Source organism: Litchfieldella rifensis, assembly GCF_042646605.1.
GTDB classification, from domain to species: domain Bacteria; phylum Pseudomonadota; class Gammaproteobacteria; order Pseudomonadales; family Halomonadaceae; genus Litchfieldella; species Litchfieldella rifensis.
On the sequence record NZ_JBHRUG010000031.1, the window covers coordinates 381258 to 407890 of the forward strand.

The following is a 26633-nucleotide window of genomic DNA, read 5'->3' on the forward strand; positions in this document are numbered from 1 at the left end:
AAGCTTGCCGCAGCCACCGCCGGGCTGCAATGGGACAAAAACATGACGATCCCCCTTGCACTCGGCGTCACTTTGAGCCACGCTTTATGGAAGTTGACCAAATGGTCAAAGGAAGCGATACCTGGACAACACCCTGGCGACAGCATAACAAACAGCGGATTCTGCGATGATCGACTTCTATCTCAACGGCAAACGTCGGCAATGCGCCGACATTACCCCCGACACCAGCATTCTGGAACTGCTGAGGACACACCTCGGCCAGACCGGCACCAAGGAAGGCTGCGCTTCCGGCGACTGCGGCGCCTGCACCGTCTCCATTGGCGAGCCCGACGCCAGCGGCGAGTTGCGCTACCAGTCCGCCAATGCCTGCATTACCCCGGCGTATCAGCTCAATGGCTGCCACCTGGTCACCGTCGAGGGCCTGTCTCGCGGCGATGCCCTGCACCCCGCGCAGGCGGCGATGGTCGGGTGTCATGGCAGCCAATGCGGCTTCTGCACGCCGGGCATCGTGATGTCGCTGTTCACCTTGCATGAAGAACAACGTCGCCGCCCCGCACCACTGACCCAGGAACGGCTGGAAGCCGCGCTGGGTGGCAATCTCTGCCGCTGCACCGGCTATCGGCCGATTCGCGATGCCGCCCTGACGATGGACGATTACCCCGACACCCATCCCACCTGGGCCGACGATCCGGATCTGGCAACCAATGTCGCCGAGTTGCGGCGCAGTGCTGCCACGACTCCCGAGCTCGCCGCCCAGGGACACTTCACCGCACCACGCGATCTGGCCACCCTGCGTGAACTCAAGCGCGCTCGTCCGCGGGCCCGCCTGGTTGCCGGCGCCACCGACCTGTGGCTGGAAACCACTCAGCAGTTGAAGGCCCTGGACGACCTGATCGATGTACGTCAGGTCGCCGAGCTCAACACGATCGAAGAAGCCGAGGACGGCTGGTGGATCGGTGCCGCCGTGACCTACTCGCGCCTGGAGCCGCTTTTCCAGGCGCACTACCCGGCCTTCGCCCATCTGATGCACCGTTTCGCGTCGTCGCAGATCCGCAACCGCGGCACGCTCGGCGGCAACGTGGCCAACGCCTCGCCCATCGGCGACACCCCGCCGGTGCTGCTGGCCCTCGACGCCCGCGTGGCACTCGACGGGCCCGCCGGCGAGCGCGAATTACCGCTGGATGAGTTCTTCCTCGACTACAAGCAGACAGCCCTCGAGGCCGACGAATTCATCCGTGCCATCTTCCTGCCGCGCCCGGCAGCCGGACAGAATCTCAAGGTCTGGAAACTGTCGAAGCGTAGGGAGGACGATATTTCCGCCGTCCTGGCGGCCTTTGCCTGGCGCCTCGAGGACGGGGCGATGCGTGATGTCCACCTGGCCTTCGGCGGCATGGCGGCGATTCCGCGCCGTGCCCCACATGCGGAAAGGGCGCTGGAAGGTCAGCCGCCTACCGTCGCGGCCTTCGAGGCGGCCAAACGCGCGTTGCGCGACGAATTCCAGCCCATGACCGATGTCAGGGGCGGAGCCGAATACCGCCAAGTGGCTGCCGGCAACCTGCTCGAACGCCTGCGCCTCATGATTGCGGCATCCAACAACAGCACCGATGCGGAGGTGACCCTCGATGCGTACGCTCACTGACATTCCCCAGGACTCATCTCGGAACCGCCGCCAAGCGACCGCGCGAGATGGTGGTGCCGCGGGCAGTGCACGCGCTCACGAGAGTGCCATCAAGCATGTCACCGGCCGCGCCGCCTATATCGACGATATTGCCGCACCGGCCGATGCCGTGCATATCGCCCTGGGCCTGTCGCCGGTTGCGCATGGCCGCTTGACCCGCCTGGACCTGGAAAAGGTCAAGGCAGCCCCGGGAGTGGTCGACGTGATCACCATCGTCGACGTGCCCGGCCATACCGATATCGGCCCGGTGTTCCCTGGCGACCCGATCTTCGTCGACGACGAGATCAGCTATGTCGGCCAATGCCTGTTCGCGGTCGCGGCCACCAGCCACAAGGCGGCCCGACTGGCGGTGAAGGAAGCCATCGTCGAGATCGACGAGCAGCCGGCCAGCCTCGATCCGGTGGCGGCCGCCGAGCGCGGCGAGTTCGTGCGCCCCACCCATGTCCAGGAAAGCGGCGACTGGCAGCAAGCGCTCGACGGCGCCCCGCACGTACTGGAAAGCGAACAGTTCGTCGGCGGCCAGGAACACTTCTACCTGGAGGGCCAGGCTTGCCTGGTCACCCCTACCGAAGACGAAGGGGTGATGGTGTATACCTCCAACCAGCACCCCAGCGAAACCCAGAAGCTGGTCGCCGAGGTTCTGGATATCCCCTTCCATGCGGTGACCGTGGAAATGCGCCGTATGGGGGGCGGCTTCGGCGGCAAGGAAACCCAGGCCTCGCCCTGGGCTTGCATCGCCGCCATCATCGCCCGGCGCACCGGGCGCCCGGCGCGGATCCGCCTGCCGCGCGCCGAGGACATGCGCGTCACCGGCAAGCGGCACCCCTTCCATAACCGCTACCGTCTCGGCTTCGATGACGAGGGGGTGCTGCTGGGCGGCGACATCACCGTGATCGGCAACTGCGGCTATTCTCCGGACCTGTCCGAAGCGATCGTCGACCGAGCCATGTTCCACGCCGACAACGCCTATTCACTGGGCCAGGCGCGGGTCACCGGCCATCGCGCCCGGACCCATACCGCCTCCAACACCGCCTTCCGCGGTTTCGGTGGTCCCCAGGGCATGATGATCATCGAGGCCGCCATGGACGATATCGCGCGCCGGATCGGCGAAGACCCGCTGACGGTGCGCAAGCGCAACCTGTATCGTCCTGGGCGCGACGTGACCCACTACGGTCAGCAGGTCGAACAACTCGATCTTCTTCACGACATCGTCGCCCAGCTCGAGCAGAGCAGCGACTACTGGGCACGCCGCCAGGCGATCGCCAATTTCAATGCCAGGAGCCCGGTCATCAAGAAGGGGCTGGCCCTGACCCCGGTGAAGTTCGGCATCTCCTTCACCGCCAAGCACCTCAACCAGGCCGGCGCCCTGCTGCACGTCTATACCGACGGCAGCGTGATGATCAACCACGGCGGTACCGAGATGGGCCAGGGCCTGCACACCAAGGTCTGCCAGGTGGTGGCGCGCGAACTGGGGCTGGATCTGGAACGGGTACGGATCACCGCCACGCGTACCGACAAGGTGCCCAATACTTCGCCCACCGCGGCCTCGAGCGGTGCCGACCTCAATGGCCAGGCGGCTCGCGATGCCGCCAGCCAGATCCGCGAACGGCTGTTCGACTTCGCCGCCGAGCATTTCTTCAAGGATCAGGGCGGGCTCGACCGCGAAGGCATGCGTCTCGAGAATGGTGCACTGGTCGTCGGTCATGGTTCCGATGTCAAGCGCATTCCTTGGGGGGAACTGGTGCAGGCCGCCTACCTGGGACGTATCTCACTCTCGGCCAAGGGCTTCTACTCCACGCCGCTGATCCACTATGACCGCGAGACCGGCAAGGGCCGGCCCTTCTACTACTATGCCCATGGTGCCGCCGTGAGTGAGGTCAGCGTCGACACCCTCTCCGGCGAATATCAGCTGACTCGTGCCGATATCCTGCACGACGTCGGCGACTCCCTGAATCCGGCCATCGACATCGGCCAGATCGAGGGCGGTTTCATCCAGGGCATGGGCTGGCTGACCAGTGAAGAGCTCAAGTGGAACGAAGCGGGTCGCCTGGTTTCGGATGGCCCGGCAACCTACAAGATCCCGGCCTTCGGCGATCTGCCGCCGGTGTTCAACGTCGCCTTGATGCAGGGCCATCCCAACTCCCAGGCCAGCATCTACCGTTCCAAGGCGGTGGGCGAACCGCCCTTCATGCTTGGCATGTCGGTGTGGTCGGCACTGCGCGATGCGCTGGCCAGCCTGACCGGCTATCGCGAGTCCCCACGGCTCGACACCCCGGCCACACCGGAACGGGTACTGATGGCCGCCGAAGCCCTGCGCCAGCGCCAGATGACCACCACCAACGTGGAAGAAACCAGCGATGACCTGGTCTGAGTCACAGCCACTCCCCTGGCACGCGGCACTGCATCACCTGCAGCGGGAGGCCCGCCCACACGCCCTGGCCAGCGTGGTCGGGACAGCGGGCTCCACACCACGCGAGCCCGGCGCCAAGATGGTGATCACCGCCGAGGCCGTCTACGACACCCTGGGCGGCGGCACCTTCGAATTCCAAGTGATCGCCGCGGCCCGAGAGGCCCTCGAACGGGGTGACGGCGGACCGCACCTGGAAGCCTTTCCGCTGGGCGGGCGCAGCGGGCAGTGTTGCGGTGGCTATGTGCATGTGCTGATCGAGGTCTTCGGTGGTGCCGATATGTGCGTCGCGCTGTTTGGCGCCGGCCATGTCGGTCAGGCCCTGGTGGGATTGCTGGCCCCGCTGCCGTGGCGTGTGCTGTGGTTCGACAGCCGCGCAGACGCCTTCCCCGCGGGTAGCGAGTCACAGCCGCGGCTGAGCTGTCGGCGGGTCGAAACGGGGCCGGAGGGCCCGGACATCGAAGCCGCCGTGGCCTCGCTGCCGGCGGGCAGCCATGCCCTGGTGATGACGCACGATCATGGCGAGGATCGTCAGTTGGTCGACGCGCTGCTCAAGCGCGGCGACTGCGCCTCCATCGGCCTGATCGGTTCCGACAGCAAGTGGGCCAGCTTCCAGCGCCGCCTGCGCGACGCCGGCCACGACCAGGCGACCCTCGATGCGCGGGTGCGTTGCCCGATCGGCATCCCCGGCGCCAAGGGCAAACGGCCCTACGAGATCGCGGTAGCGGTGGTCGCGGAACTGCTGACCCTCAAACCGGCCACCGACCAGGACGATCGCCGTGGCGTCTCCCCCGAGACATTGCGAGACGCCTTCTCGGCACCGAATCCCCGGGACGCCGCATCCTGATAACGACAAAGCGGTCACACCGCCAACGACTTTTTCGGAGAAATCCATGACCGAGGCTCAACAACAGCGCACGCACGTGCTGCGCGGCCCCCTCCTGAGCTTTCTCAACGACCCCGGCGAAGGCGACAGCCCCGACCCGGGCAGCGTGCTGCATCTGGAAGACGGTGCCATCTGGATCGAAGGCGGCCATATTCGCGCCATCGGCGATTACCGTGAACTGGCCCCAAGCCTTCCCCAAGGCATCGAGGTGGTGGACTATTCGGGCAAGCTGATGATGCCCGGCTTCATCGACAGCCATGTGCACTATGTCCAGCTCGACATCATGGCCTCCTATGGTCGCCAGCTCCTCGACTGGCTGAACGAATACACCTTCCCCGAGGAGTGCCGGTTCGCCCAACAGGCACATGCCGAGAACGTCGCCGAGGCCTTTCTCGACGAGCAACTGCGCGTCGGCACCACCACCGCCCAGGTGTTCTGCACCTCGCATCCGGTCTCGGTGGACACCTTCTTCGCCGCGGCGCGCCAACGCGGCCTGCGCATGCTGGCCGGCAAGGTGCTGATGGACCGCAACGCGCCCGAGGGGCTGACCGACACGGTCGCCGACGGCATCCGCGACAGCGAACGGCTGATCGGCGACTGGCACGGCAAGGACCGCCTGGGCTACACCCTGACGCCACGCTTCGCGCCGACCTCGACAGCGGCGCAACTCGACGCCACCGGCGGCATCCTGCGCAACGCCCCGGACCTGCACCTGCAGACCCACCTGTCCGAGAACCAGGGCGAGATCGCCTGGGTCGCCGAGCTGTTCCCGGATTGCCAGGACTACCTCGGCGTCTATGAGCGCTACGGTCTGGTCGGGCCACGCAGTACCTTCGCGCATGGCATCCATCTGACCCAGGAGATGCGCAATCGACTCGCCGCGGCCGGCGCCAATGTGGCCTTCTGTCCGACCTCCAACCTGTTCCTCGGCAGCGGGTTGTTCGATCGCCAGGCATGCCGCGACGCGGGGCTGAACACCACCCTGGCCAGCGACGTGGGCGGTGGCACCGACCTCTCGGGACTGGCCACCCTCAAGGCCGCCTATCAGGTCGGTCAGTTGCTCGGTCAACCGCTGACTGCCTGGCAGGGCTTCTACCGCCTGACGCTGGGCAATGCCCGGGCCCTGCACCTGGATGCTCATATCGGCAGCCTGCGCGCGGGCGCCGAGGCCGACATCGTGGTGCTCGACCCTCGTGCTACCCCGCTGCTGGAGCGGCGCAGTGCCCGTACCCGCAACCTCGCCGAGCAGCTCTTCGCGCTGATGATGCTGGGCGACGACCGTACCGTCTTCGCTACCTGGGCGAACGGCCGCTGCGTGCACCGACGTCAGACGCCGGCACCACTGGCCTGATTCTTTACTCTTTTGCCTCGCGCTGTTGGGCGGCCCGTCATCGACGTGCCGCCCTTTTTTGCGCGCGGCGCTTGAGAACGCCGCCCGTCGATCAGGCTTCCATCACCACCCTGTCGAGCTCGGCCCGTAGTGCCTGGCGGCGGCTATCGTCCAGGAACGCCACCTCGATGGCATTGCGTGCCAGGATGGCAAAGGTCTCCTTCGACCAGCCGAAGGCGCGCTGACAGGCCAGATAATTGGCCAGCACGCCCCCGCCGAAATAGGCCGGATCGTCGGAGTTCAGGGTCAGCAGCAGACCGGCATCCATCAGCTTCGGCAGTGGATGATCGTCGATATGCTCCACCACCTTCAGTCGCACGTTGGACAACGGACAGACGGTCAACGGAATCCGCTCCTCACGCAACCGTTCGACCAATGCCGAATCCTCCAGGCAGCGCACGCCGTGGTCGATACGGCAGACATCCAACAGGTCGAGCGCCTCGCGGATGTAGCTCGGCGGCCCTTCCTCGCCGGCATGCGCCACCCGCGGGATCCCCAACGTCATGGCGCGGGCGAAGACCTCGCGGAACTTCGACGGCGGATGACCGCACTCGGCGCTGTCGAGTCCCACGGCGTCGAGCATTTCCCAGTAGGGAGCGGCCTGCTCCAGCACGCGCATCGCTTCGTCCGCCGGACGGTCGCGCAGGAAACTCATGATCAGCGCCGTGGACATGTCCAACTCACGTTCGGCCTGGCGCCGGGCACGGCTCAGCCCTTCCATCTGGACACCCAGCTCGATCCCGCGCGCCAGGTGCGCCTGGGGATCGAAGGAAATTTCCACGTGCACCACACCCTCGGCATGGGCGCGGCGGAAGTAGTCCATGGCCAGGTCGAAGAAGTCGTCGGCGCTGCGTAACACGGCCATGCCCTGGTAATAGAGATTCAGGAACGACTGCAGATCCTCGAATTCGTAGGCGGCACGCACCTCGTCCACCGATGCATAGGGCAACTCGATGCCGTTGCGTTCGGCCAGGGCGAACATCAACTCGGGCTCCAGCGAGCCCTCGATATGCAGGTGCAGTTCGGCCTTCGGCAGCCGCTTGAGGAAGTCTTGCATAAGGCACTCCACGCCGGAACTTTGACTAATCCTGCGACAATCTGACCGTTTGCGCAAAGTGCACGATGCTGCCGTGAGTTAAGGAAGCGCTGAACAAATCGACGAGCGGCGTGAAGCGCAAGGCACCCGGAGCACAGGAACCGGAGCCTATGGGGTATATGTGAGGATTCCGACCGGGCTGGCGCACCAGCACCGCGTAACGCAGCGATTTGCCCGCGTAGGCATTTGTTCAGTCTTTCCTGAACGCTATTGTTCCCGCTCCACTACTGACTCCAGCCGCCCCGCTACCAGCCGGAGGCTCCTCTGAATGCCTACGGGGGTGACCTGTTCATCGCCCAACTGATGGAGTAGATAGAGCACCGTGCGCCCGGCCAGCCAGGACTCGAGGCGAGTCGCAATGCGTCTTGCCAAGGGGCGATCCAGCCCGGTGAAAGGCTCGTCGAGGATCACCACCGGAGCGTCGAGAAGCAACACTCGAGCCAGGCCCAGGCGACGCGCCTGCCCTCCGGATAGCTGGCGCCCGCCCTCGCCCACCGAGGTTTCCAGCCCCTTGGGCAGATCACGAGCCCAATCGGCCAGCTCGACCGCTTCCAGAACTCGCCACAGTTCGGCCGCGTTGGCCTCGGGCCTGGCCAGACGCAGGTTGGCCGCAATGCTGTCATGGAACAGTTCGACCCGCTGGGTCAGATAACCGATGCGCGAGCGCAGGCTGCCCAATTTCAGCTCTTGCAGGTCCACCCCGTCGAGACGTACACGTCCCCGGTCCGGATCGAGCAGGCGGGCGAAAAGCAGGGCAACGCTCGACTTGCCGGCACCGGAAGCCCCCAGCAGCGCCAGTTGCTCGCCACGGCCGAGCGTCAGGGAAACCTCTTCGAGTGACGGCGTCAACGCGCCGGGATAACGTAGGCTGACCGCCTCCAGGCACAGCTCGGCGGGGCCATCACCGACCAGACGTGGTGCCGGGGACTCGACGATGGCGCTGCGCGATTGGCCCAGCGCATTGAGGCGACGCGCCGCGGCACGCGTCGCGCCCAGTTGGGTGAAGGCCACGGGCAGGCCGACAAAGGCCTCGCCGAGCGCCAGCACGGCCAATGGCATCATCACCATCAACGGCCCCGTCAAGGTGCCCGCCGCATATGCCTGCGCCGCCAGCCACAGCGCCAACAGCATGGCCAGACTCACGCCCAGCCCCACCAGGGCATTGCCCGATGCCGCAACACGTCCCAGATAGCGCTGGTCGCGGTAGAGGCTCGTTTCCACGCTGGCCATCTCACCCCGGTGCCTGCCCAGGCTGCCATAGGCACGCAACTCGGCGAGTCCCTGCAGATGTTCGATGGCGTGTGCGCGCAGGCGATCGAGTGTCGCCACCCGCCGCTGGCTGGCTGCCATCCCCAGCCACGCCTGTCCCAGCACCAGCCAACACCACAGCCCCAGCAGCACCAGCCCGACGGCAGTTCCGACGCGCGGTGCGAAGATACCCAGCAGCAGCGCGGCACCGAGAATCGCCAGCAGCGCCACCGCGGGCGGTGCCAATAGCCGCAGGTACAGGCTGTCGAGGGTATCGATATCCGCCGTCAGACGATTGAGCCACTCGCTGGCGCGGCGCCGTGACAACGCCTGGGCATCGAGTCGCGCCAGCACCTGAAACATGCCGCCGCGCAGATCGGCCAGCAGCCGCAACACGCTGTCGTGGTTATAGAGCCGTTCGAGATAGCGCGAGACGGTACGCATCACGGCGAACAGGCGTATCCCGCCGCCGGGCACATAGACGTCCAGGCTCGCCGCCCCCCCTGCCGCCAACAGAGCGCCGGCCACTGCCGTGGCGGTAATGAACCAGCCCGACAGTGCCAGCAAACCGATGGCGGAAGCCACGGTCATGACCAGCAACAGCGTGCCGAGAATCAAACGACGACGGCGCCGGGCCAGCAGCCGAAGCCAGGGAGCCAGCTCCCGATGCAACCGGCGCAGCGAGGTCATGACCATCCTCCCGCCACGCCTCGTCCCGGATCGAGCGCCACCACCCGCCCCTCGTCGAGGGTCATGACCCACTCGGCCATCGTCATCAAGGCCGGATGGTGGGTGGCGATCACCAGGGTGCGCCCCTCGTCGAGCAGTGTGCGAAGGGCCTCGATCACCCGCGCTTCGGATGCCTCATCGAGGCTCGCCGTCGGTTCGTCCAGCAGTACCAGGCGTGCCGGCGACAGAAAGACCCGCGCCAGCGCCAGGCGCTGCGCCTGGCCGCCGGACAGACCGCTTCCGCGTTCCGCCAAGGGTGTCGCCAGCCCCTCGGGAAGGCGTGCCATCAGCTCGCCTAGCCCGGCCCGCTCCAGCGCGGTACGCATCTGCATCTCACTGGCCTCGGGAGCCGCCAGACGCAGATTGTCGGCGATCGTGCCCTGGATCAGCAGCGGACGCTGATCCAGCCAGGCGATTCCATCGTCGGCGTCCACCGCCACCTCACCGGTCTCAGGGCCGATGAACCCGGCGATCAGCTGCAGCAACGTCGACTTGCCTGCTCCCGATGGGCCGACCAGGGCCAGCGAGGTACCGGCCGGCACCTCGAGGTCGACGGGGCCCAACACACGGCCGCGACCGGGATGGCTAGCACTGACGCCTTGCAGGGCGATCATCGATGCCGGCTTGCCCGCTTCATCGATCCTTGCCGGCTTTACTCCGCCACCTGCATCCGGCAACGGCTCGCCGAGCAGCGCCACCAGGCCATCGGCGGCCCCCAATGCGGCGGCACGATCGTGATAGTGCTGGGACAGGGTACGCAGCGGCTGAAAGAACTCCGGTGCCAGCAACAGCACCGCGAGACCACTGAACAGCGTCAGCCGTGGCGCGGGACCGAATTCGATATATCCCAGCAACCCGAAACCGATATAGATCGCCACCACGGCAATGGCCACCGAGGCGAAGAATTCGAGCACCGCCGAGGACAGGAAGGCCAGGCGCAGGATACGCATACTGCGACGGCGATAATCGTCGGCAGCAGCGAAGACCTCGTCGGTAGCTTGGGACGTGCGATTGAACAGTTGCAGTGTGGTGATCCCACGAACCCGGTCGAGGAATTGTCCCGCCAGACGATTCATCGCGGCGAACTGTTGTCGGTTGAGCCGCTCCGCACCGATCCCGACCAGTGCCATGAACAGCGGAATCAGCGGTGCCGACAGCAACAGAAAGAGTGCCGCCAGCCAGTCCAACCAGACCACCACCAGTAGCACCGCCAGCGGTAGCGCCACGGCCAGGCGCAGTTGGGGCTGGAAACGCGCGAAATAGCCATCCAGTGCCTCGACCTGCTCCACCAACTGTCCGCCCAGGCCGGCACTGTGGCGCCCGGCCAGACGCACCGGCCCCAGCGCCTCGAGACGCTCGACAAGCGCCGACCTGGCCGCCGAGCGAATGCGCAGGCTGGCCTCCTGAGCGGCGACCTCCTGTCCCCATTGGGCCAACGCCCGAAACGCGACAGTTGCCACCATGGCCATGAAGGCCCCGGCCAACTCGCTGGGCACGGCGCTCCGGACCAGCACGGCACTGACGGTCCAGGCCAACAGCAACATCTGGACGATCGTCGCCCCGCCGGCGGCAAAACCGGCCAGCATGGCGAGACGCAACAAGCGGCGCTGGCGAGTCGCCAGCGAGGCCAGCCAACGCCGCGGGGTCAGTTCACCATCGTCACCCATTGGCGTCGACATCGGCTCAATGATAGCCCTCGCCGACCTTGACCTTGCCGCGGAACACCCAGTAGGTCCAGGCGGTATAGGCCAGCACGATGGGGATCACGAACAGCATCCCGAGCAGCAGGAAGAGCTGCGATCCCGGTGCCGAAGCGGCATCCCAGATGGTGTGGTTCGGTGGCACGATCACCGGCCACTTGCTGACCACCAGGCCGAGGTAGGTGAAGACGAACACGCCAAGGGTGGCAATGAAGGGCTGTCCCTCACGGCGCTGCTTCACGGCACGCCACAGCAGCGCCGCACAGGCCAGGGCCAGGAACGGGAAGATCCAGATCAGGTGCAGATGACCGAACCAGCGATCACGCACGCTGGTATCCACGAACGGGGTCCAGAGGCTGATGATGAAGAAGACCGCCAGTACCGCGACCAGTAGCGGCGGCGTGATGCGATAGGCCCAGGCCTGGATATGGCCTTCGGACTTCATGATCAGCCAGGTGGCGCCGAGCAGCGCGTAACCGGCCATCAGCCCCAGGCCGGTGATCACGGTAAAGGGTGTCAGCCAATCGAGCGCCCCCCCCACGTAGACGAAGTCCTCCACCGCAAAACCCTGGATATAGGTGCCCACCACGGCCCCCTGAGCAAAGGCGGCCACCGCCGAGCCCCAGCAGAAGGCACGGTTCCACCAGTGGCGGTTCTTGCGCGACTTGAAGCGAAACTCGAAGGCGATACCGCGAAAGATCAGCCCGGCCAACATCAGGAAGACCCCGATGTAGAGTGCCGGCAAGAACACCGAGTAGACCAGCGGGAAGGCCCCCAGCAGACCGGCGCCGCCCAGCACCAGCCAGGTCTCGTTGCCATCCCACACCGGGGCGACCGAGTTCATCATCACGTCACGGGATTCCTCGTCCGGGGCAAAGGGGAACAGGATCCCCACCCCCAGGTCGAAGCCGTCCATCAGCACGTACATGATCACCCCGAAACCGATGATGACGGCCCAGATCAGAGACAGATCGAACATTTCCATGGCTCAGCTCCTCACCGGGTGGCCGGCATCATCATCGAAGGGTATATGCGAGGCGGAGAGGGGGCGCATGGCGCGTTCCACCTCGTCGACGATTCGATCTTCTTCCTCGGGCAACATGCCGCCCCGCACGACCCGGGTCAGGTAATAGACACCGGCCCAGAACACCACGCCATAAACGGCCATATAACCGAGCAGGGTGAACAGCGCCATGCCGCCGGTCAGCGACGGCGTCAGCGCCTCGGCCTGGTTCATGATGCCGTAGACCAGCCAGGGCGCCCGTCCCGTCTCGGTGACGATCCACCCCGCCAACACGGCGATGAAGGGCGTGACGCTCATCAGCCGCAGCAATTGCAGATAACCGCGGTGCTCGTACAGGCGACCGCCGCGACGCAGCCACAGACCCGCCACCGCCACGGCAATCATCAGAAAGCCCAGCGCCACCATCACCCGGAACGCCCAGAACACCAGCCATACCGGCGGCTGCTCCTGTGGCGGCATTTCACTGACGCCAGGCACCACACCATCCAACTCGTGGGTCAGAATCAGGCTGGCCAAGCGGGGAATGCCCAATTCGATGCGGTTCTCCTGCGCCGCCTGATCCGGCCAGGCAAACAGCAGCAGTGGCGCCCCTTCCCGGGTTTGCCAATTGCCCTCCATGGCCGCCACCTTGGTCGGCTGATGCTCCAGCGTATTGAGGCCATGGAAGTCGCCTACCACCGCCTGCGTCGGCGCCAGTACCAGCAGTAGCCACAAGCACATCGACAGGGCCTTCTTGTTGGCCGGCACATCACGCCCCAAGAGCAGATACCAGGCGCTGACGCCCGCCACCACAAAGCCGCCGGTGAGAAACGAGGCCAGCACCATGTGTGCGAAACGATAGGGGAAGGATGGATTGAAGATCGCCTCGCTCCACGAGGTCACGTGAAAGCGACCGTCGATCAGCTCCATGCCGACCGGGGTCTGCATCCAGCTATTGGCCGCCAGGATCCAGAACGCGGAGATAAAGGTGCCGGTGGCGACCATGATGGAGGCGAAGAGATGCACGCCCTGGGGCACTTTACCGCGGCCGAACAGCAGCACCCCCAGGAATGCGGCTTCCAGGAAGAAGGCAGTCACCACCTCGTAGCTGAGCATCGGCCCGAGAAAGTTCGCCGCCGCCAGGGAGAAGTTGCTCCAGTTGGTACCGAACTGGAAGGACATGACGATGCCGGACACCACGCCCATGCCGAAGACGACGGCAAAAACCTTGGCCCAGAATATCGCCAGCCGCTCCCAGGCCGGATTCTCGGTCTTGTAGAAGAGACCGTTCAACACCGCGAGATAGGAAGCCAACCCGATGGTGAACACCGGGAATATCGCGTGAAAGGACACCACGAAAGCGAATTGGATTCGCGACAGTAACAGCGGATCGAGCTCCATGAGCGACTCCTGATGACTTCAGCCAACAGACTACTGGCAGACACCCGAAAGCGAAACCATGGCACCCCGGCTAGACTGTGTCGTGTTGCCGCACTTGCACCGTAAAAGGCTGCGGTGGATTGCCGCAGCCGGGCTTCCGGGCATCACATGCCACGAGCCTGCAACACGGTATTGACCAGGTAGGTGGTGTATCCCAGGAACAGCAACAGCAAGGTCGCGCCTTCCAGACGATTGATCCGTCCCTGACGCCCTCGCCACCCCATGGCGAAAGCTGCCATCAGCAAGGTCATGGCCGCCATCATCGGCCAGTCGCGGGCAAGCACCTCGCCACCAACGTCGATGGGGTGGATGACGCCAGCCAATCCCACTACTCCCAGCGTATTGAACAGGTTGGAGCCGACCACATTGCCCAGTACCAGGTCATGCTCATTGCGTCGCAGCGCACTGATCGAGGAGGCCAGCTCCGGAAGCGACGTGCCCACCGCCACCACCGTCAAACCGATGATCAGATCACTGACGCCAAAGCGCTGCGCGATCGCCACCGCCCCCCAGACCAGAATCCGGGAGCTGACGATCAACACCGCCAGCCCCACCAGGGTCCACGAGAGCCCCGCGGTCAGCGACATCGGCTTGATCGCCAGACTCTCGGCGGTATCGCCGGCCAAGGGATCCTCGGCCGCGCCAGCCTGCCGCCCTCGCCAGATGCTGAAACCAATGAAGGCAACCAGCACGACCAGCAGTACGACGGCTTCCGTGTGGTTGATGAGGCCGTCTCCCAGTTGCCAGGCAGCCAGCAGGGTGACGACTCCCAGCAATGGCAGCTCCTGACGAAGTACCTGGGAATGCACCGCCAGTGGCGAGAGCAACGCCACCAGGCCCAGGATCAGGCCGATATTGGCAATATTGGAACCATAGGCGTTGCCCAGCGCCAGCCCGGGATTGCCCTGTCCCGCCGCCAATGCCGACACCATCAACTCGGGTGCCGAGGTACCGAAGCCGATCACCAGCATACCGATCAACAATGGCGACAATCCCAAGTGACGTGCCGACGCAGCGGCACCCTCGACGAAACGTTCGGCACTCCATACCAGCAGTACCAACCCCACCAAGACGGCAGCCACGGACAACAGCATCGACAGACATTCCTTTTGAGCAGCGATTATCCAGCCTGTTGCGTGAGCGACCACCTGCCGGCGCAGCTCCAACATTCAGGCATGAATGTTTGTATGTAGAATAACAACCGGCATAATGACATGCAGATGTCGTATTCGACCAATACTGCGGGATCATCACTTGTCCGAACGTGACTCTGAACATGGCTCCCGGCCAGCCACCGCAACGGGGATGACCCTGGCCTCTCCCGCGACACACACCTCGCGGCGGCGCCTGCGCGCCTGTCATGAATGCGACTGGGTCGTGGCATTGCCGCCGCTGCGGCCTGGAGAAAGGGCCGATTGCCCACGCTGCGGCCATACCCTGGCCAAGCGCCACTATCGGCCCGCCCAGCGCAGCCTGGCACTGGCCGTCAGCGCCCTGATCGCCCTGATGCTGGCGGTCTCCTTCCCCTTCGTCAGCTTCGAGGCAGGCGGGATCGGCAACCGTATCGAGCTGACACAGACGGCGACCACCCTGATCGGTTTTCACCAACCGCTCGTCGCGATCGGTGTCGCCTTGACCATCATCGTGCTGCCAGCGGTCTACCTGCTGGGAGTGATCTGGCTGCAGATCGGGCTGCTGCGTGACGATCCACTGCCCATCAGCCGGGGCATCGCCCGTTCGCTGTCCCATCTGCATCCATGGATGATGGCCGACGTCTTCATCATCGGGGCGCTGGTCAGCCTGATCAAGGTTGCCGGCATGGCACAGCTCGAACTGGGGGTTTCCTTCTGGGCCTTCTGCGCCTTCGCCATCCTGCTGCTGGCCACCACCCAGTCCATCGACGCCGACTGGATGTGGTTCTCACTCGCCGGCGAACCCCGCGCCCCGGAAGGCACCCACAGCGGACAGACTGCCGCGTCTCAGGGCCTGACCGGTTGCCCGACCTGCGGCCTGGTCAACCGACTCGGGCGCGACGGCCACGGACATTGCCGACGTTGCGGAGAGCACCTGCACGCCCGCTTGCCTTACAGTCTCCAGCGCACCTGGGCACTACTGGCCGCAGCAGCGGTCATGTATATTCCAGCCAATGTCTACCCGATCATGACCACCACCTCGCTGGGCCAAAGCGAGCCATCGACCATCATCGGCGGTGTCGTCGAATTGTGGCAGATGGGCTCCTGGCCCATCGCCGCCGTGATCTTCACGGCCAGCATCCTTGTCCCGGTGGGCAAGCTGATCGCCCTGTCCTGGCTATGCCTGGTCGTTCATCGCAGCGACGAACTCAATGGCCAGGCCCGTACGCGGCTCTATCGAGTGACCGAGTTCATCGGCCGCTGGTCGATGGTCGATGTCTTCGTGGTGGCGATTCTGGTGGCCCTGATTCGTGCCGGCACTCTGATGTCGGTCACGCCAGGCCCAGCGGCACTCGCCTTCGGTAGTGTGGTGGTGCTGACCATGCTCGCCGCCATGACATTCGATCCCCGCCTGATCTGGGACGCCCCCCGGACTCAGCGCCTTCGCCATAACCAAGGAAAGACCACATGACCGACGATCAGGCTCCCGCGACTCACCGCGCCAGTCGGCGCCCACAGACGCGCCTGTCGCCGATCTGGATCGTGCCCATCGTGGCCGCGCTGATTGGCCTGTGGCTGGTTTACGACAATATCACCAGCCGTGGTCCGCAGATCACCCTGACCATGCCCAGTGCCGAGGGCATCGAGGCTGGCAGTACCCTGATCAAATCGCGCAATGTGGAAATCGGTCGCGTCGAGCAGGTCCGGCTCTCCGACGACCTTAGCCATACCCTGATCACGGCCAGGATGAGCCCCGATGCCGAACGCATGCTGGTCGAGGATAGTCGCTTCTGGGTGGTAAAGCCGCGCATCGGACGCGAGGGCATCAGCGGCCTCGGGACCGTGCTTTCCGGTGCCTATATCCAGTTGCAACCCGGCGAAAGCGATGTCGAGAGGCGTGAGTTCAACGTGCTCGACCACCCGCCCGTCGCCCCCGCCGGCGCCCAGGGCATCCGTCTCAACCTGGTCAGTCAACTCGGCAACTCACTGCGCGTCGGCGACCCGGTCACCTACCAGGGTTATACCGTCGGTCGCGTGGAGGAAGCCCAATTCGACACCGAGTCGCGCCAGATGCGTCACCGCCTGTTCATCGAAAGCCCCTATGACTCGTTGATCACCGACAGCACCCGATTCTGGTCGTCCAGCGGGATCGATATGCGCCTGGATACCGAGGGGGTTCGCGTCAATATCGAATCCTTGGAAGCGTTGCTGGGCGGCGGCGTGACCTTCGGCTATCTCGAGGACGTTCCTCGTGGCGCCCCGGTGGCACCCGATACCACCTTCACGCTCTATGCCGACGAGGACAGCGCCCGTCAGGGCACTTTCAATCGCTATCTGGAGTACGTGCTGTTGATCGAAGACACCGTGCGCGGCCTGTCGCGCGGGGCCCCGGTGGAATTCCGCGGCGTGCGGGTGGGCACCGTGGCCAGCGTGCCCTGGCGCTTCAGCGCTCCTCAGCCGGACTCCCGCCAGCGCTTCGCGATTCCGGTACTGATTCGCATCGAGCCACAGCGCATCGCCAGCGACAACGGCCCCGTCGAGCTCGAGGAATGGGAGCAGCGCTTCGAGCGTATGTTCGGGCTTGGCTTGCGGGCCTCGCTCAAGGCTGGCAACCTGCTCACCGGTGCGCTATTCGTCGACCTCAATTTCCAGCGCGACCAGGCCGAGTCCTACCGCGCGGAAACCTTCGAGAACCGCAAGGTCTTCCCCACGACGTCCAGCGGCTTCGCCCAGATCGAGGCTCAGGTCACCAACTTGCTCGACAAGCTCAATGCCCTGGAAATCGAACCGGTCCTTGCCAGCCTGGACCGCAACCTGGCGACATCCGAGGCCATGCTGGCCGAAGTTCGCCAGTTCACCGAATCGTTCCAGACACTGCTCGATGATCCGGCGACCCGCGGCATGCCCGAGAACCTGAACCGCACCATGACCGAGTTGCGCAAGACACTCGAGGGCTTTTCGCCGGATTCCGACGCCTATCGGGAGCTGACACGCGCCATGCAACGCCTGGAGAACCTGATGCGTGACCTGCAACCGGTGGCACGCACCCTGAGCGATCAGCCCAACGCTCTGATCTTCGATCGTCGCAGCGGCGAAGACCCGCAGCCCCGAGCCCCGCGGCCGTAGGACGGCGAACCACAAGGAGACATCATGATAGCCATACGCCTGCTGGGATTGCTCATCGCCCTGTCACTGGTCACGGGATGCGCTTCGAGTCCAGCGTCCGCCACGCGTTACACCCTGCCGGAGGGCAGCGACTCGGTCACAGAAGGCAAGGCCTCGGCCCCTTATACGCTAGTGGTACGCCCGCTGCGGGTCGCCGACTACCTGGACGCCGAGGGCATCGTGCTGCAACTCGACGACATCACCCTCAACCAGGCACGCGAACACCAGTGGGCCGAAGACCTGAGCCGTCAACTCGAGCGTGGCCTGCGACAGCGCCTGGCCAACCGTCTCCCGGATACCCATGTGCTGAGTGACGATGTCGCCGACACCGACTCCCTGAGGCTGCTCCTCACGGTCGACCGCTTTCAGGGACGCTATGACGGCCTGGCGATCGCCGGCGGTCAGTGGCAGTTGCGTGATGCCCGCGGCCGACTGCTGGCACAGGAGTCGTTCAGCGCCGAGACCGAACTGGATGCCGATGGCTACCCCGCCCTGGTCAGGGCGCTGGGGCGTAGTTGGGACAAGGTTGCGGACCGGTTGGCCGAACGCATCGTCGAGCTGCGATAAGCGAGCCAGCGACGACGATCATGAGGCTTTTGCTGCGCTCGGTAGTCTTTTCTGTCATGATGGGCGCCCGCGGCAATTCATGGTCCCTCCTGCCGCGCCTGTCATCGACTTTTCCACGCATTGGCCCGGGACTCGCGCCTACACACGATCGAGGCGAGCGGCGGATGCGTATTTCCCGGAGTTTGCATGAGCTTTTCCGAACTTGGCCTGCGCGCCGAACTGCTGCGCGCGGTCGAAGAACAAGGCTATACCGTCCCTACCCCCATCCAGCGCCAGGCGATTCCTGCCGTCCTCAAGGGTGGCGATCTGCTGGCCAGCGCCCAGACCGGCACTGGCAAGACCGCCGGCTTTACCCTGCCACTGCTGCAGCGCCTGGCGGAGGGCTCTCGTCCCAAGGCACGCCAGATCCGTGCCTTGGTGCTGACCCCGACCCGCGAACTGGCCGCCCAGATCGGCGATAACGTCAGCGCCTATGGCCGCCATCTCAAGCTGCGTTCGCATGTCATCTTCGGCGGTGTCGGCCAACAGCCGCAGGTCGATGCCATTCGCCCCGGCCTCGACATCCTGATCGCCACCCCCGGCCGCCTGCTCGACTTGCACCAACAGCGCCACGTCGACCTGTCGCAGGTGGAGACCCTCGTGCTCGACGAAGCCGATCGCATGCTCGACATGGGCTTCATCCACGACATCAAGAAACTGTTGCGCCTGCTGCCGGCAAAGCGCCAGAACCTGCTGTTCTCGGCAACCTTCTCCAACGAGATCCAGCAATTGGCCAACGGCTTGCTGGACAACCCGGCCATGATCGAGGTCGCCCGACGCAACACGACCGCCGAGACCGTCGACCAGGCTATCTACCGTGTCGACCGTGACAAGAAGCGTGAGCTACTGGCCCACCTGATCACCAAGCATCGGTGGTACCAGGTCCTGGTCTTCACCCGCACCAAGCACGGCGCCAACCGTCTGGCCGAGCAACTGTCCAAGCAGGACATCCCGGCCATGGCGATTCATGGCAACAAGAGCCAGTCGGCGCGCACCAAGGCATTGGCCGCGTTCAAGGACGGTAGCCTGCAGGTACTGGTGGCCACCGATATCGCCGCCCGCGGCCTCGATATCAGCGAGCTGCCTCATGTGGTCAACTTCGAGTTACCCAATGTCGCCGAGGACTACGTACACCGTATCGGCCGTACCGGCCGCGCCGGCAGCGAAGGCCAAGCGGTATCGCTGGTATGCGTCGATGAACACGGCCTGTTGAGTGGCATCGAACGGCTGATCAAGCGCAACCTGGACAAGCATGTCGAGCCGGGGTTCGAACCCGATCCTCATGCCAAGCCGGAGCCGATCGAGAACGGCCGTCGCGGCCAAGGCGGTCGCGGCCGTTCCGGCACTGGCCAGGGACAAGACCAGCGCCGCCAGAACGGCACTTCCCAAGCCCGCAACGACAACGAACAACACGCCCCACGCCGTCGGCGGCGGGCCCGTCGTCCCCAGCAGGCCTGACCCTCACTGCCGCCGGTGGGCCTGATCCACCGGCGGACTCCTCCCTTCTGGATTCGATTGTCAGCCCCTTGATCCCGAGAGTAAGATCATTCCCATAATGCGAAGCCAACCGGCCACCACCATGGCACCAAAGGCTCATCCTCGGGGAACGACAGCAGGGAACCACCGTGATCACACCACAGGGTCCAACGGCGCCTTATCAGCAAGACGCACCCAGCACCGACTATTGCATCGCCCTGCAGCCCATCTGCGATGCCGAGTACCGTCACGTCGGCGACGAGCTTCTGTACCGCAGCCATGCCGGCGCGGACAGCGCCAGTATCAGCGATCCCTTGGTGGCGACTGCCCGCGCGAGCAGCATGGCCATTTACGAAATCGGCCTCGACAGGCTGGTCGGCGATCGCCTGTTGTTCATGAATGTTTCGCGGGAATGGCTGGAACGCCCCGAGCTACTTCCCCTGCCGGCCGACAAGGTGGTCATCGAAATACTCGAGAGTGTCGAAGCCAGCGAGCCGATCATCGCCGCCTTGCGGTTCATCAAGTCTCGCGGCTTCCGGATCGCCCTGGACGACTACGTGGTCAACAAGGGAAATGCTGCGTTGCTGTCGCTGGCCGACATCGTCAAGGTGGACGTCGTCGCGGGTTATGAGCCTCATCACCTGACGCTCTATCGCGACCATGGCTGCACTCTGCTGGCGGAGAAGGTGGAGAACCTGGAGGAATTCGAGCGCACCAAGGCCGAGGGCTTCTCACTGTTCCAGGGCTTCTTCTTTGCGCATCCCCACAATGTTGCGTCACGGCGCACCCAGCGCCGCAACAACAGCAGCATTCAAATCAAGCTGATCCGCGAGCTTTATCGCGAGCTGGTCAACCTCGAGCATGTCGCCGACATGATTGCCCTCGACCCCCATCTCTATCTAACGGTGATCAAGCGTGCCAACTCGAGCTATTTCGGCCACAGCGAAACCACCAACTTGAAGCGCTGCCTCCAGCTTCTGGGCTTGAACGAATTGCGCACCCTGGTGGCCACCGTCATGCTGTCGCAGAATGGTCCCATCTGTCGCTTGACCATGCAGCATGCCCTGACCCGTGCCTTCATGTGCAAGCATCTGGCCGCCCCCTTCCGCGATATCGACGCCGAAGACGCCTTTACCACCGGCCTATTCTCGCTGATGGATGCCATGCTGGGCGTCGAGATGCGTGACCTGCTCGAAGAGATACCACTGGATTCAGGCATTGCCCGCGCCCTGCTCACTGGCAACGGCACCCTGGGCGCCATTCTGACGCTGGCTCGGGATTATCAACAACTCGAGGCCGAGGAGGCGGCGCAACCCAGCCAGGAGCTACGTGGCTGTTATCTGAGAGCCGTGGAGGAAACCCAAGCCATCATGCAAGCCATCTAGAAGTACCGTTGTGTCCCAGTCATTTGACCAGTTTGGCTCGCAGGCGTGATACCGCCTGGCTATGGAGTTGACACACGCGGGACTCGCTGACGCCGAGCACGGCGCCGATCTCCTTGAGGTTGAGCTCTTCCTGATAATAGAGCCCCAGCAGCAGCTTTTCGCGTTCGGGAAGTTGCTCGATGGCCGCCACCAGGAGTTCCCGCCGCTCACCGTCGAGCAGCGCCGCGAAAGGAGATGGCGGTGCCCCCTCCCCCGCACCTGGCTCGCTGCCTTCGGCGACGAGTTCCTCGAAGGGCAGCAACTGCCCGCCATTGGCATCTCCCAGCAACTGGTGATATTCGTCGAGGCCGATACCCAGCTCAGCGGCGATTTCACGCTCATCGGCGGCTCGGCCAAGCTTCTGCTCGAGTCGCCGGATGGCTTCATCCAGAGCCCTGGCATTGCGCCGCACACTACGCGGCACCCAGTCGCGGCTGCGCAGTTCGTCGATCATGGCCCCGCGAATGCGCTGGCTGGCATAAGTGGTGAAGCTTGCCCCATGCTTGGCGTCATAACGCGCCAGGCAATCCAGCAGACCGACCATGCCCGCCTGGATCAGGTCATCGAGCTCTACACTCGCCGGCAGTTTCACCTGCAGCGCCAAAGCCTGTCGCCGCACTATGGGGAGGTACTGCTCGAGCAATGCCCCTTGGTCGATCTTGCCCTGTGCCGTGTACATCTTTCTCGCCTCGGGCAGCCCTAACGGAAAGCCTTGAATCCATGGAAAACCGATACCACGGGTCGATACACCGACCCGTCACGCATTCCATTATTGCCCCCCGCAGACTCCCGCCAAGCATCGAATACCCCGTCCAATGCAAGGCTTTTCCGAGTTTTGCCCTCTCAAGGGCCGCCGTTGGCGCCAGCGTCTCCACTCAGGAACGGCTTCTGGCTCGCACAGCATGGGGCCATCCGTCAGATCACCTTGCGACGCAACCAACTGGTAACGGCTTCCCCGACCAGCACGAGGATGATGATCGCGATCAGGATCGTGGCAACGGCCTGCCAGGCAAAAGTATCGATCGAACCCTGCAATATCACCCCGATACCACCGGCCCCCACCAGACCCAAGACGGTCGATTCTCGTATATTGATGTCCCACCTCAAGATGATGATAGCGAAAAAGGCAGGAATGACTTGTGGGACGATCGCATAGAAAACCACTTTCATCCTCGATGCCCCGGTCGCTTGTATGGCCTCGACCGGGCGCCGGTCGATCTCTTCGATGGCCTCGCCCATCAGTTTTCCTATGAAGCCAATGGAGCGAAACATGATAGCGAGAATGCCCGCCAGCACGCCTGGCCCGAAGATAGCCACAAATAGCAGTGCCCAAATAATGGTATTGACCGACCGGCTGGAGACCAGGATGAATCTCCCCAGCCACAGGCAAAACCGGTTAGGCGTCGTGTTCTGCGCAGCAATATAAGATACCGGAAGAGCCAGGAACACCGTCAGGAACGTCGCTAGCGTCGCAATATGCACGGTCTCGATCATGGCATTGACAATAAGCCCAAGATCCCGAATGTCGGGTGGCCACATGCGACGACCCAGGCTATGGATCTGTACAGGAGCATCCCAGACCCAGGGCCAGAATATATCGACATCTCGAACAGCCCATACGATAACAGCGACAATAGTTAAATAAATGAGAAGACGGACCAACTTCTCTTTCCGATCATAGCGAACCCAGACTCTAGTGGCCAAATCATCACGCTCTACCATATTTTCTTCCTCACCCAGCCACTAACACCCTCACTCACCAGGATCACACCGATAATTACCAGCAATATCGCAAAGGCAAAATCGTAATCATATCGTCCGAATGCATTCATCAAGGTAGCGCCGATCCCGCCGGCCCCCACGATCCCGACGACTGCTGAAGCACGCAAGTTACTATCCAACTGGTACATGGACAACCCGACTTGCCGAGGCAATATCTGCGGGAACACGGAATAGACAAGCGTTGCAAAATACCCGGCCCCCGTCGCGCGCACCGCCTCCACCTGCCCCCAGTCGATTTCCTCGATCTCTTCAGCAAGCAACTTTCCAACAAACCCTATCGAATAGATAGTTAGTGTCAAGATACCAGCCAAGGGACCGAATCCCACGGCCTTGACGAAAAGAATGGCCACGATAACGGGATGAAAACTGCGTGAAACGATGATAACGGCTCGGCCAAGGAAGTAGATCGGCTTTGGCGCGATATTGCGGGCAGCCATAATCGCAAAGGGGATGGACAGCATGACACCCAACAGCGTTGCCAAGATCGCTATCTGAAAACTTTCCTTGAACCCGGTCAGCAATAGTCCTGCACGTTCAAAGCTTGGAGGAAATCCGCCGCCGAAAATCCTGGCCGCTCGTGGCAGTCCCTCGGAAATCCGCTCCCAATCAAACGGAAGCGTGCTAAAAGCCCAATAAAAATAGACGACGGCAGCCGCCAGCAGACCATATCGGATAACAGGATTCACAATAAAAGGTGGTTTCTTCCATTTCCTGCCATATCCGACGTTGCCACGGGAAGAAAGATCACCTTGTGTCACGACACTTTCTCCCAGGTATTCTTCTCCAACATCTCCTCCGCCGCTTCTATGCCTCCATAAATGGCATCCAAGGCCTCCTTGTTGAAATCAGCGGGAGCGCCATCGAATATCATCCGGCCATGACGAAGCCCCACGATACGCTCGGTATAGGTCTTCGCTTGCGAGACGTTATGGATATTGATCAAAACGGGCAGCGACATTTCGTCCGAGAGACTCTGCAGCAATACCATGATTTGTTCTGATGTCTTGGGGTCCAACGAGGCCGTAGGCTCATCGGCCAGTAGAATTTCCGGTTCCTGCATCAAAGCTCGAACCACACCGACACGCTGACGCTCTCCCCCCGAAAGTTCATCAGCGCGCTTGTTGGCGTATTGCACGATGCCAACTCGCTGCATCAAGGTGAAGGCCCGGTCGATATCCTGTTGAGGAAAACGCCGGCTCACTGCCTGAAAGAAGTTCACGTACCCCAGTCTTCCGGACAGCACATTCTCCATGACCGTTAGCCGGTCAATCAAGTTGAATCCCTGGAACACCATACCGATCTTTCTTCTGGCTCGTCTCAATTCACCTTTTCCAAGACTTACCAGTTCCAGATCATTGAGCGTGATGGATCCCGATGTCGGCTCCACCAGTCGGTTGATACATCGGAGCATGGTACTTTTTCCTGCACCGGATGCCCCCACGATGGAAACGACGCAGCTTCCCTCGACCGTCAAATCCAGGCCTTTGAGAACCGGCTCATCACTGCCGTAGCGCTTGACAAGATTAGAGATCTTGAGCATATGACCTTTCCAGGAGCTACATTGATTCAAACAACAAGAAACAGGCCGCACCAACGACAGTGCGGCCCGTTCCACAGCCATCCGGCATCACTCAAGATCGTCACGAGTATAACGCACATTGTTTGCCTTCTGGATAGTGCGAATTACCGCCCAATCAGACTCGTAACGGATCGGGATAAATTTATCGACGCCTTCGAACTCATCTCCCAGCGCCGTCCCTTCAAAGTCGAAGGAAAAGAAAGCCTCTTTTATCTTCTCGACAAGATCGGGATGAAGATTATGCGCATAAGTATAGGAGGTTGTCGGAAAAGGGGCAGACTCAAAGATTATCTTGACATCCTCCTCCTCATACAAGCCGCGTGCTGCCATGCGCTCAACGACTTCCGATGCCACGGGTGCCGCATCATAGTCCTGGGCCACGACACCCAGCATGGATTGATCATGGCTACCCGAGTAAACGACTTCATAGTCGTCGCCGGGAGTGATGCCCAACTCAGGGAAAAGTGCTCTGGGAGCCTGGTTCCCCGAGTTGGAAGTCGGTGAGGTATGCGCGACTCGGCGACCCCGCAGATCCTCCATGCTGTCGATACCCGAATCCACATGGGTATAGAGTTGAAGGGTATAACCAAACCGGCCATCATCCGATCCCATCAAGGCAAACGGAACCGCACCGGCCAGATTGACGGCGAAAGGGGTCGGTCCAGTGGAAAAGCCGGCAATATGGAGCCGTCCACTTCGCATCGCTTCAACCTGTGCAGAATTCGACTGCACGGCAAAGAAACGCACACTCTTTCCCGTAGCATCTTGTAGATGATCGATGAAGGGTTGCCAGATATCGGAATAGATAGCGGGGTCCTCGACCGGAGTATAAGCAAAGATCAAGGTATCCGGATTCACCCACTCAGATTCGTCTTTAGGTAAGTCTGCCACCATGTCGCCATCTTCATCACAATAAAGTGCATCCAAATCGCCTCGCTCGCAATCGGCCAAGGCTTGACTCGCCAACAACAAGGTCAAGGGCACTGCTGCCAGCGATAACACTATTCCAGAGCGATATTTCCCTGACGTATCGATACCCTTGATAAATGAAAAACGGCTCATGGCGCGATCCTCTTATACTTATATTAATTTCATTGTTTGGTGTTATAGTAAAGCTTGGGTCTGTTGTTGTTATCAGAATAACGAGGCACAACTTATCCGTTTAGTCTAGATTTCCCATCAAGAATATGTCAATTTTTTTACAACGCCTGTGCTCGAAAGCGAGTCAGGCAATGGGACGGCAGAGCCTCAGCCGTCATGAACAGGTGACCCCCTGCGAGGTAAAGGCACCCGTGCTCCGACGTAACCGCTACCTTCTGATGCGCCATGGCCATAGTCAGGCCAACGAAGCCGGCCTGATCGTCAGCGATCCCGCACGAGGAGTCGAAGGTTTCGGTCTCTCGGCGCGGGGCGAGGCCCAACTGGCGGCCGTCACCAGTGACTGGCGGTGGCCTGTGCCGACTCGCGTCCTGCACTCCGACTTCCTGCGCACCACGCAGACGGCGGCACGCATCGCCGACCACTTCGGGCTGATCATGCAAGTCGAACAGCGGCTGCGCGAACGTTTCTTCGGCGAATTCGACACCCAGGCCGACACCCATTATCCCGACGTCTGGGCACTGGATGCCGAGGATGCCGGCCATCAATGCCGTGGCGTGGAAAGTGTCGTCGCCGTGGCCAGGCGCATGCAGGCGGTCATTTCAGCCCTGGAAGCGCAATACAGCGGCGAGACGGTGCTCCTGGTCAGTCATGGCGACCCGCTGCAGATCCTGCTTACCGCTGTCGCGGGCAAGCCGCTGCAACGTCATCGCGATCATCCGTCCCTGGCGCCGGCCAGCATCACCGTGCTGCGCGATGCCGGCTCTTAAGGCGCCGTACGAAAAGTCGGCGA

At 62.9% G+C, this 26633-nt stretch carries 21 protein-coding genes; 10 read left to right on the forward strand and 11 right to left on the reverse strand.

Annotated elements, in window-relative coordinates; all coding sequences use genetic code 11:
- The first annotated feature begins 166 nt into the window (after positions 1-166).
- From xdhA to guaD, 4 genes are read left to right on the forward strand one after another with little or no spacing between them, the layout of a single operon-like run.
- Positions 167-1639, forward strand: coding sequence for a xanthine dehydrogenase small subunit (gene xdhA, locus ACFOEV_RS17580; protein ID WP_386776182.1), 1473 nt, complete (start codon positions 167-169; stop codon positions 1637-1639).
- Positions 1623-4049, forward strand: coding sequence for a xanthine dehydrogenase molybdopterin binding subunit (xdhB, locus tag ACFOEV_RS17585; protein ID WP_386776183.1), 2427 nt, complete (start codon positions 1623-1625; stop codon positions 4047-4049). Before xdhA ends, xdhB begins: the two co-directional genes overlap by 17 nt.
- Complete coding sequence (gene xdhC / locus ACFOEV_RS17590) at positions 4036-4932, forward strand: xanthine dehydrogenase accessory protein XdhC (RefSeq protein ID WP_386776184.1); 897 nt, start codon at positions 4036-4038, stop codon at positions 4930-4932. The genes xdhB and xdhC overlap by 14 nt, the downstream gene beginning before the upstream one ends.
- 46 nt (positions 4933-4978) lie before the next feature.
- Positions 4979-6322 (forward strand): guanine deaminase, encoded by a 1344-nt coding sequence (guaD, locus tag ACFOEV_RS17595; RefSeq protein ID WP_386776185.1) that lies wholly within the window; start codon positions 4979-4981, stop codon positions 6320-6322.
- A 91-nt stretch (positions 6323-6413) separates the two neighbouring features.
- On the opposite strand, the gene ACFOEV_RS17600 is transcribed toward guaD, so the two are convergent.
- The 6 genes from ACFOEV_RS17600 to ACFOEV_RS17625 all read right to left on the reverse strand — a co-directional run bounded on the left by ACFOEV_RS17600 (position 6414) and on the right by ACFOEV_RS17625 (position 14671).
- A complete protein-coding gene (locus tag ACFOEV_RS17600; protein WP_386776186.1) occupies positions 6414-7418 on the reverse strand; it encodes an adenosine deaminase in 1005 nt (334 codons plus the stop codon).
- Between the two features lie 246 nt (positions 7419-7664).
- Positions 7665-9395, reverse strand: a complete 1731-nt coding sequence (gene cydC / locus ACFOEV_RS17605; protein ID WP_386776187.1) for a thiol reductant ABC exporter subunit CydC — start codon at positions 9393-9395, stop codon at positions 7665-7667.
- Positions 9392-11113, reverse strand: coding sequence for a thiol reductant ABC exporter subunit CydD (gene cydD / locus ACFOEV_RS17610; RefSeq protein WP_386776188.1), 1722 nt, complete (start codon positions 11111-11113; stop codon positions 9392-9394). The genes cydC and cydD overlap by 4 nt, the downstream gene beginning before the upstream one ends.
- Positions 11114-11117: 4 nt before the next feature.
- A complete protein-coding gene (gene cydB, locus ACFOEV_RS17615; RefSeq protein WP_386776189.1) occupies positions 11118-12119 on the reverse strand; it encodes a cytochrome d ubiquinol oxidase subunit II in 1002 nt (333 codons plus the stop codon).
- 3 nt (positions 12120-12122) lie between these two features.
- Positions 12123-13538, reverse strand: a complete 1416-nt coding sequence (locus ACFOEV_RS17620; protein WP_386776190.1) for a cytochrome ubiquinol oxidase subunit I — start codon at positions 13536-13538, stop codon at positions 12123-12125.
- 143 nt (positions 13539-13681) lie between these two features.
- Positions 13682-14671, reverse strand: coding sequence for a calcium/sodium antiporter (locus ACFOEV_RS17625; protein WP_386776191.1), 990 nt, complete (start codon positions 14669-14671; stop codon positions 13682-13684).
- Positions 14672-14882: 211 nt separating this feature from the next.
- Here ACFOEV_RS17625 and ACFOEV_RS17630 point away from each other — a divergent pair, with 211 nt between their 5' ends.
- The 5 genes from ACFOEV_RS17630 (at position 14883) to ACFOEV_RS17650 (ending at position 21342) form a co-directional block, all read left to right on the forward strand.
- The gene (locus ACFOEV_RS17630) at positions 14883-16181 is read left to right on the forward strand and encodes a PqiA/YebS family transporter subunit (protein WP_386776329.1); all 1299 of its coding nucleotides are present in this window, start codon (positions 14883-14885) and stop codon (positions 16179-16181) included.
- Complete coding sequence (gene pqiB, locus ACFOEV_RS17635) at positions 16178-17836, forward strand: intermembrane transport protein PqiB (protein WP_386776192.1); 1659 nt, start codon at positions 16178-16180, stop codon at positions 17834-17836. The genes ACFOEV_RS17630 and pqiB overlap by 4 nt, the downstream gene beginning before the upstream one ends.
- A gap of 24 nt (positions 17837-17860) precedes the next feature.
- Positions 17861-18442 (forward strand): PqiC family protein, encoded by a 582-nt coding sequence (locus tag ACFOEV_RS17640; RefSeq protein ID WP_386776193.1) that lies wholly within the window; start codon positions 17861-17863, stop codon positions 18440-18442.
- Between the two features lie 186 nt (positions 18443-18628).
- Positions 18629-19939 (forward strand): DEAD/DEAH box helicase, encoded by a 1311-nt coding sequence (locus ACFOEV_RS17645; RefSeq protein ID WP_386776194.1) that lies wholly within the window; start codon positions 18629-18631, stop codon positions 19937-19939.
- A gap of 167 nt (positions 19940-20106) precedes the next feature.
- Positions 20107-21342 carry an EAL and HDOD domain-containing protein gene (locus ACFOEV_RS17650; protein ID WP_386776195.1) on the forward strand — a complete coding sequence of 412 codons (1236 nt, stop codon included), beginning with the start codon at positions 20107-20109 and terminating at the stop codon, positions 21340-21342.
- Between the two features lie 19 nt (positions 21343-21361).
- On the opposite strand, the gene ACFOEV_RS17655 is transcribed toward ACFOEV_RS17650, so the two are convergent.
- From ACFOEV_RS17655 to phnD, 5 genes are all read right to left on the reverse strand, one after another.
- Positions 21362-22060 (reverse strand): RNA polymerase sigma factor FliA, encoded by a 699-nt coding sequence (locus ACFOEV_RS17655; RefSeq protein WP_386776196.1) that lies wholly within the window; start codon positions 22058-22060, stop codon positions 21362-21364.
- A 236-nt stretch (positions 22061-22296) separates the two neighbouring features.
- Positions 22297-23103, reverse strand: coding sequence for a phosphonate ABC transporter, permease protein PhnE (gene phnE, locus ACFOEV_RS17660; RefSeq protein WP_386776197.1), 807 nt, complete (start codon positions 23101-23103; stop codon positions 22297-22299).
- A complete protein-coding gene (gene phnE, locus ACFOEV_RS17665) occupies positions 23097-23921 on the reverse strand; it encodes a phosphonate ABC transporter, permease protein PhnE (RefSeq protein WP_386776198.1) in 825 nt (274 codons plus the stop codon). The genes phnE (ACFOEV_RS17660) and phnE (ACFOEV_RS17665) overlap by 7 nt, the downstream gene beginning before the upstream one ends.
- Complete coding sequence (gene phnC / locus ACFOEV_RS17670; protein WP_386776199.1) at positions 23918-24703, reverse strand: phosphonate ABC transporter ATP-binding protein; 786 nt, start codon at positions 24701-24703, stop codon at positions 23918-23920. The genes phnE (ACFOEV_RS17665) and phnC overlap by 4 nt, the downstream gene beginning before the upstream one ends.
- Positions 24704-24790: 87 nt before the next feature.
- On the reverse strand, positions 24791-25804 hold the full coding sequence (gene phnD, locus ACFOEV_RS17675; RefSeq protein ID WP_386776200.1) for a phosphate/phosphite/phosphonate ABC transporter substrate-binding protein: 1014 nt from the start codon (positions 25802-25804) through the stop codon (positions 24791-24793).
- A 257-nt stretch (positions 25805-26061) separates the two neighbouring features.
- On the opposite strand from phnD, the gene ACFOEV_RS17680 reads away from it, so the two are divergent.
- Positions 26062-26610: a histidine phosphatase family protein gene (locus tag ACFOEV_RS17680; RefSeq protein WP_386776330.1), complete on the forward strand. Its 549-nt coding sequence runs from the start codon at positions 26062-26064 to the stop codon at positions 26608-26610.
- Positions 26611-26633 lie beyond the last annotated feature (23 nt).

What these genes read in the sequence shown, in the direction of transcription:
- guaD (WP_386776185.1), top strand. Translation starts at nt 4,979, where the DNA reads ATGACCGAGGCTCAACAACAGCGCACGCACGTGCTGCGCGGCCCCCTC.
- cydD (WP_386776188.1), bottom strand. Translation starts at nt 11,113, where the DNA reads ATGTCGACGCCAATGGGTGACGATGGTGAACTGACCCCGCGGCGTTGG.
- cydB (WP_386776189.1), bottom strand. Translation starts at nt 12,119, where the DNA reads ATGGAAATGTTCGATCTGTCTCTGATCTGGGCCGTCATCATCGGTTTC.
- xdhA (WP_386776182.1), top strand. Translation starts at nt 167, where the DNA reads ATGATCGACTTCTATCTCAACGGCAAACGTCGGCAATGCGCCGACATT.
- ACFOEV_RS17655 (WP_386776196.1), bottom strand. Translation starts at nt 22,060, where the DNA reads ATGTACACGGCACAGGGCAAGATCGACCAAGGGGCATTGCTCGAGCAG.
- cydC (WP_386776187.1), bottom strand. Translation starts at nt 9,395, where the DNA reads ATGACCTCGCTGCGCCGGTTGCATCGGGAGCTGGCTCCCTGGCTTCGG.
- ACFOEV_RS17645 (WP_386776194.1), top strand. Translation starts at nt 18,629, where the DNA reads ATGAGCTTTTCCGAACTTGGCCTGCGCGCCGAACTGCTGCGCGCGGTC.
- phnC (WP_386776199.1), bottom strand. Translation starts at nt 24,703, where the DNA reads ATGCTCAAGATCTCTAATCTTGTCAAGCGCTACGGCAGTGATGAGCCG.
- phnE (WP_386776197.1), bottom strand. Translation starts at nt 23,103, where the DNA reads ATGGTAGAGCGTGATGATTTGGCCACTAGAGTCTGGGTTCGCTATGAT.
- phnD (WP_386776200.1), bottom strand. Translation starts at nt 25,804, where the DNA reads ATGAGCCGTTTTTCATTTATCAAGGGTATCGATACGTCAGGGAAATAT.
- ACFOEV_RS17680 (WP_386776330.1), top strand. Translation starts at nt 26,062, where the DNA reads ATGCGCCATGGCCATAGTCAGGCCAACGAAGCCGGCCTGATCGTCAGC.
- ACFOEV_RS17600 (WP_386776186.1), bottom strand. Translation starts at nt 7,418, where the DNA reads ATGCAAGACTTCCTCAAGCGGCTGCCGAAGGCCGAACTGCACCTGCAT.
- ACFOEV_RS17630 (WP_386776329.1), top strand. Translation starts at nt 14,883, where the DNA reads ATGACCCTGGCCTCTCCCGCGACACACACCTCGCGGCGGCGCCTGCGC.
- xdhC (WP_386776184.1), top strand. Translation starts at nt 4,036, where the DNA reads ATGACCTGGTCTGAGTCACAGCCACTCCCCTGGCACGCGGCACTGCAT.
- ACFOEV_RS17620 (WP_386776190.1), bottom strand. Translation starts at nt 13,538, where the DNA reads ATGGAGCTCGATCCGCTGTTACTGTCGCGAATCCAATTCGCTTTCGTG.
- xdhB (WP_386776183.1), top strand. Translation starts at nt 1,623, where the DNA reads ATGCGTACGCTCACTGACATTCCCCAGGACTCATCTCGGAACCGCCGC.
- ACFOEV_RS17625 (WP_386776191.1), bottom strand. Translation starts at nt 14,671, where the DNA reads ATGCTGTTGTCCGTGGCTGCCGTCTTGGTGGGGTTGGTACTGCTGGTA.
- ACFOEV_RS17640 (WP_386776193.1), top strand. Translation starts at nt 17,861, where the DNA reads ATGATAGCCATACGCCTGCTGGGATTGCTCATCGCCCTGTCACTGGTC.
- pqiB (WP_386776192.1), top strand. Translation starts at nt 16,178, where the DNA reads ATGACCGACGATCAGGCTCCCGCGACTCACCGCGCCAGTCGGCGCCCA.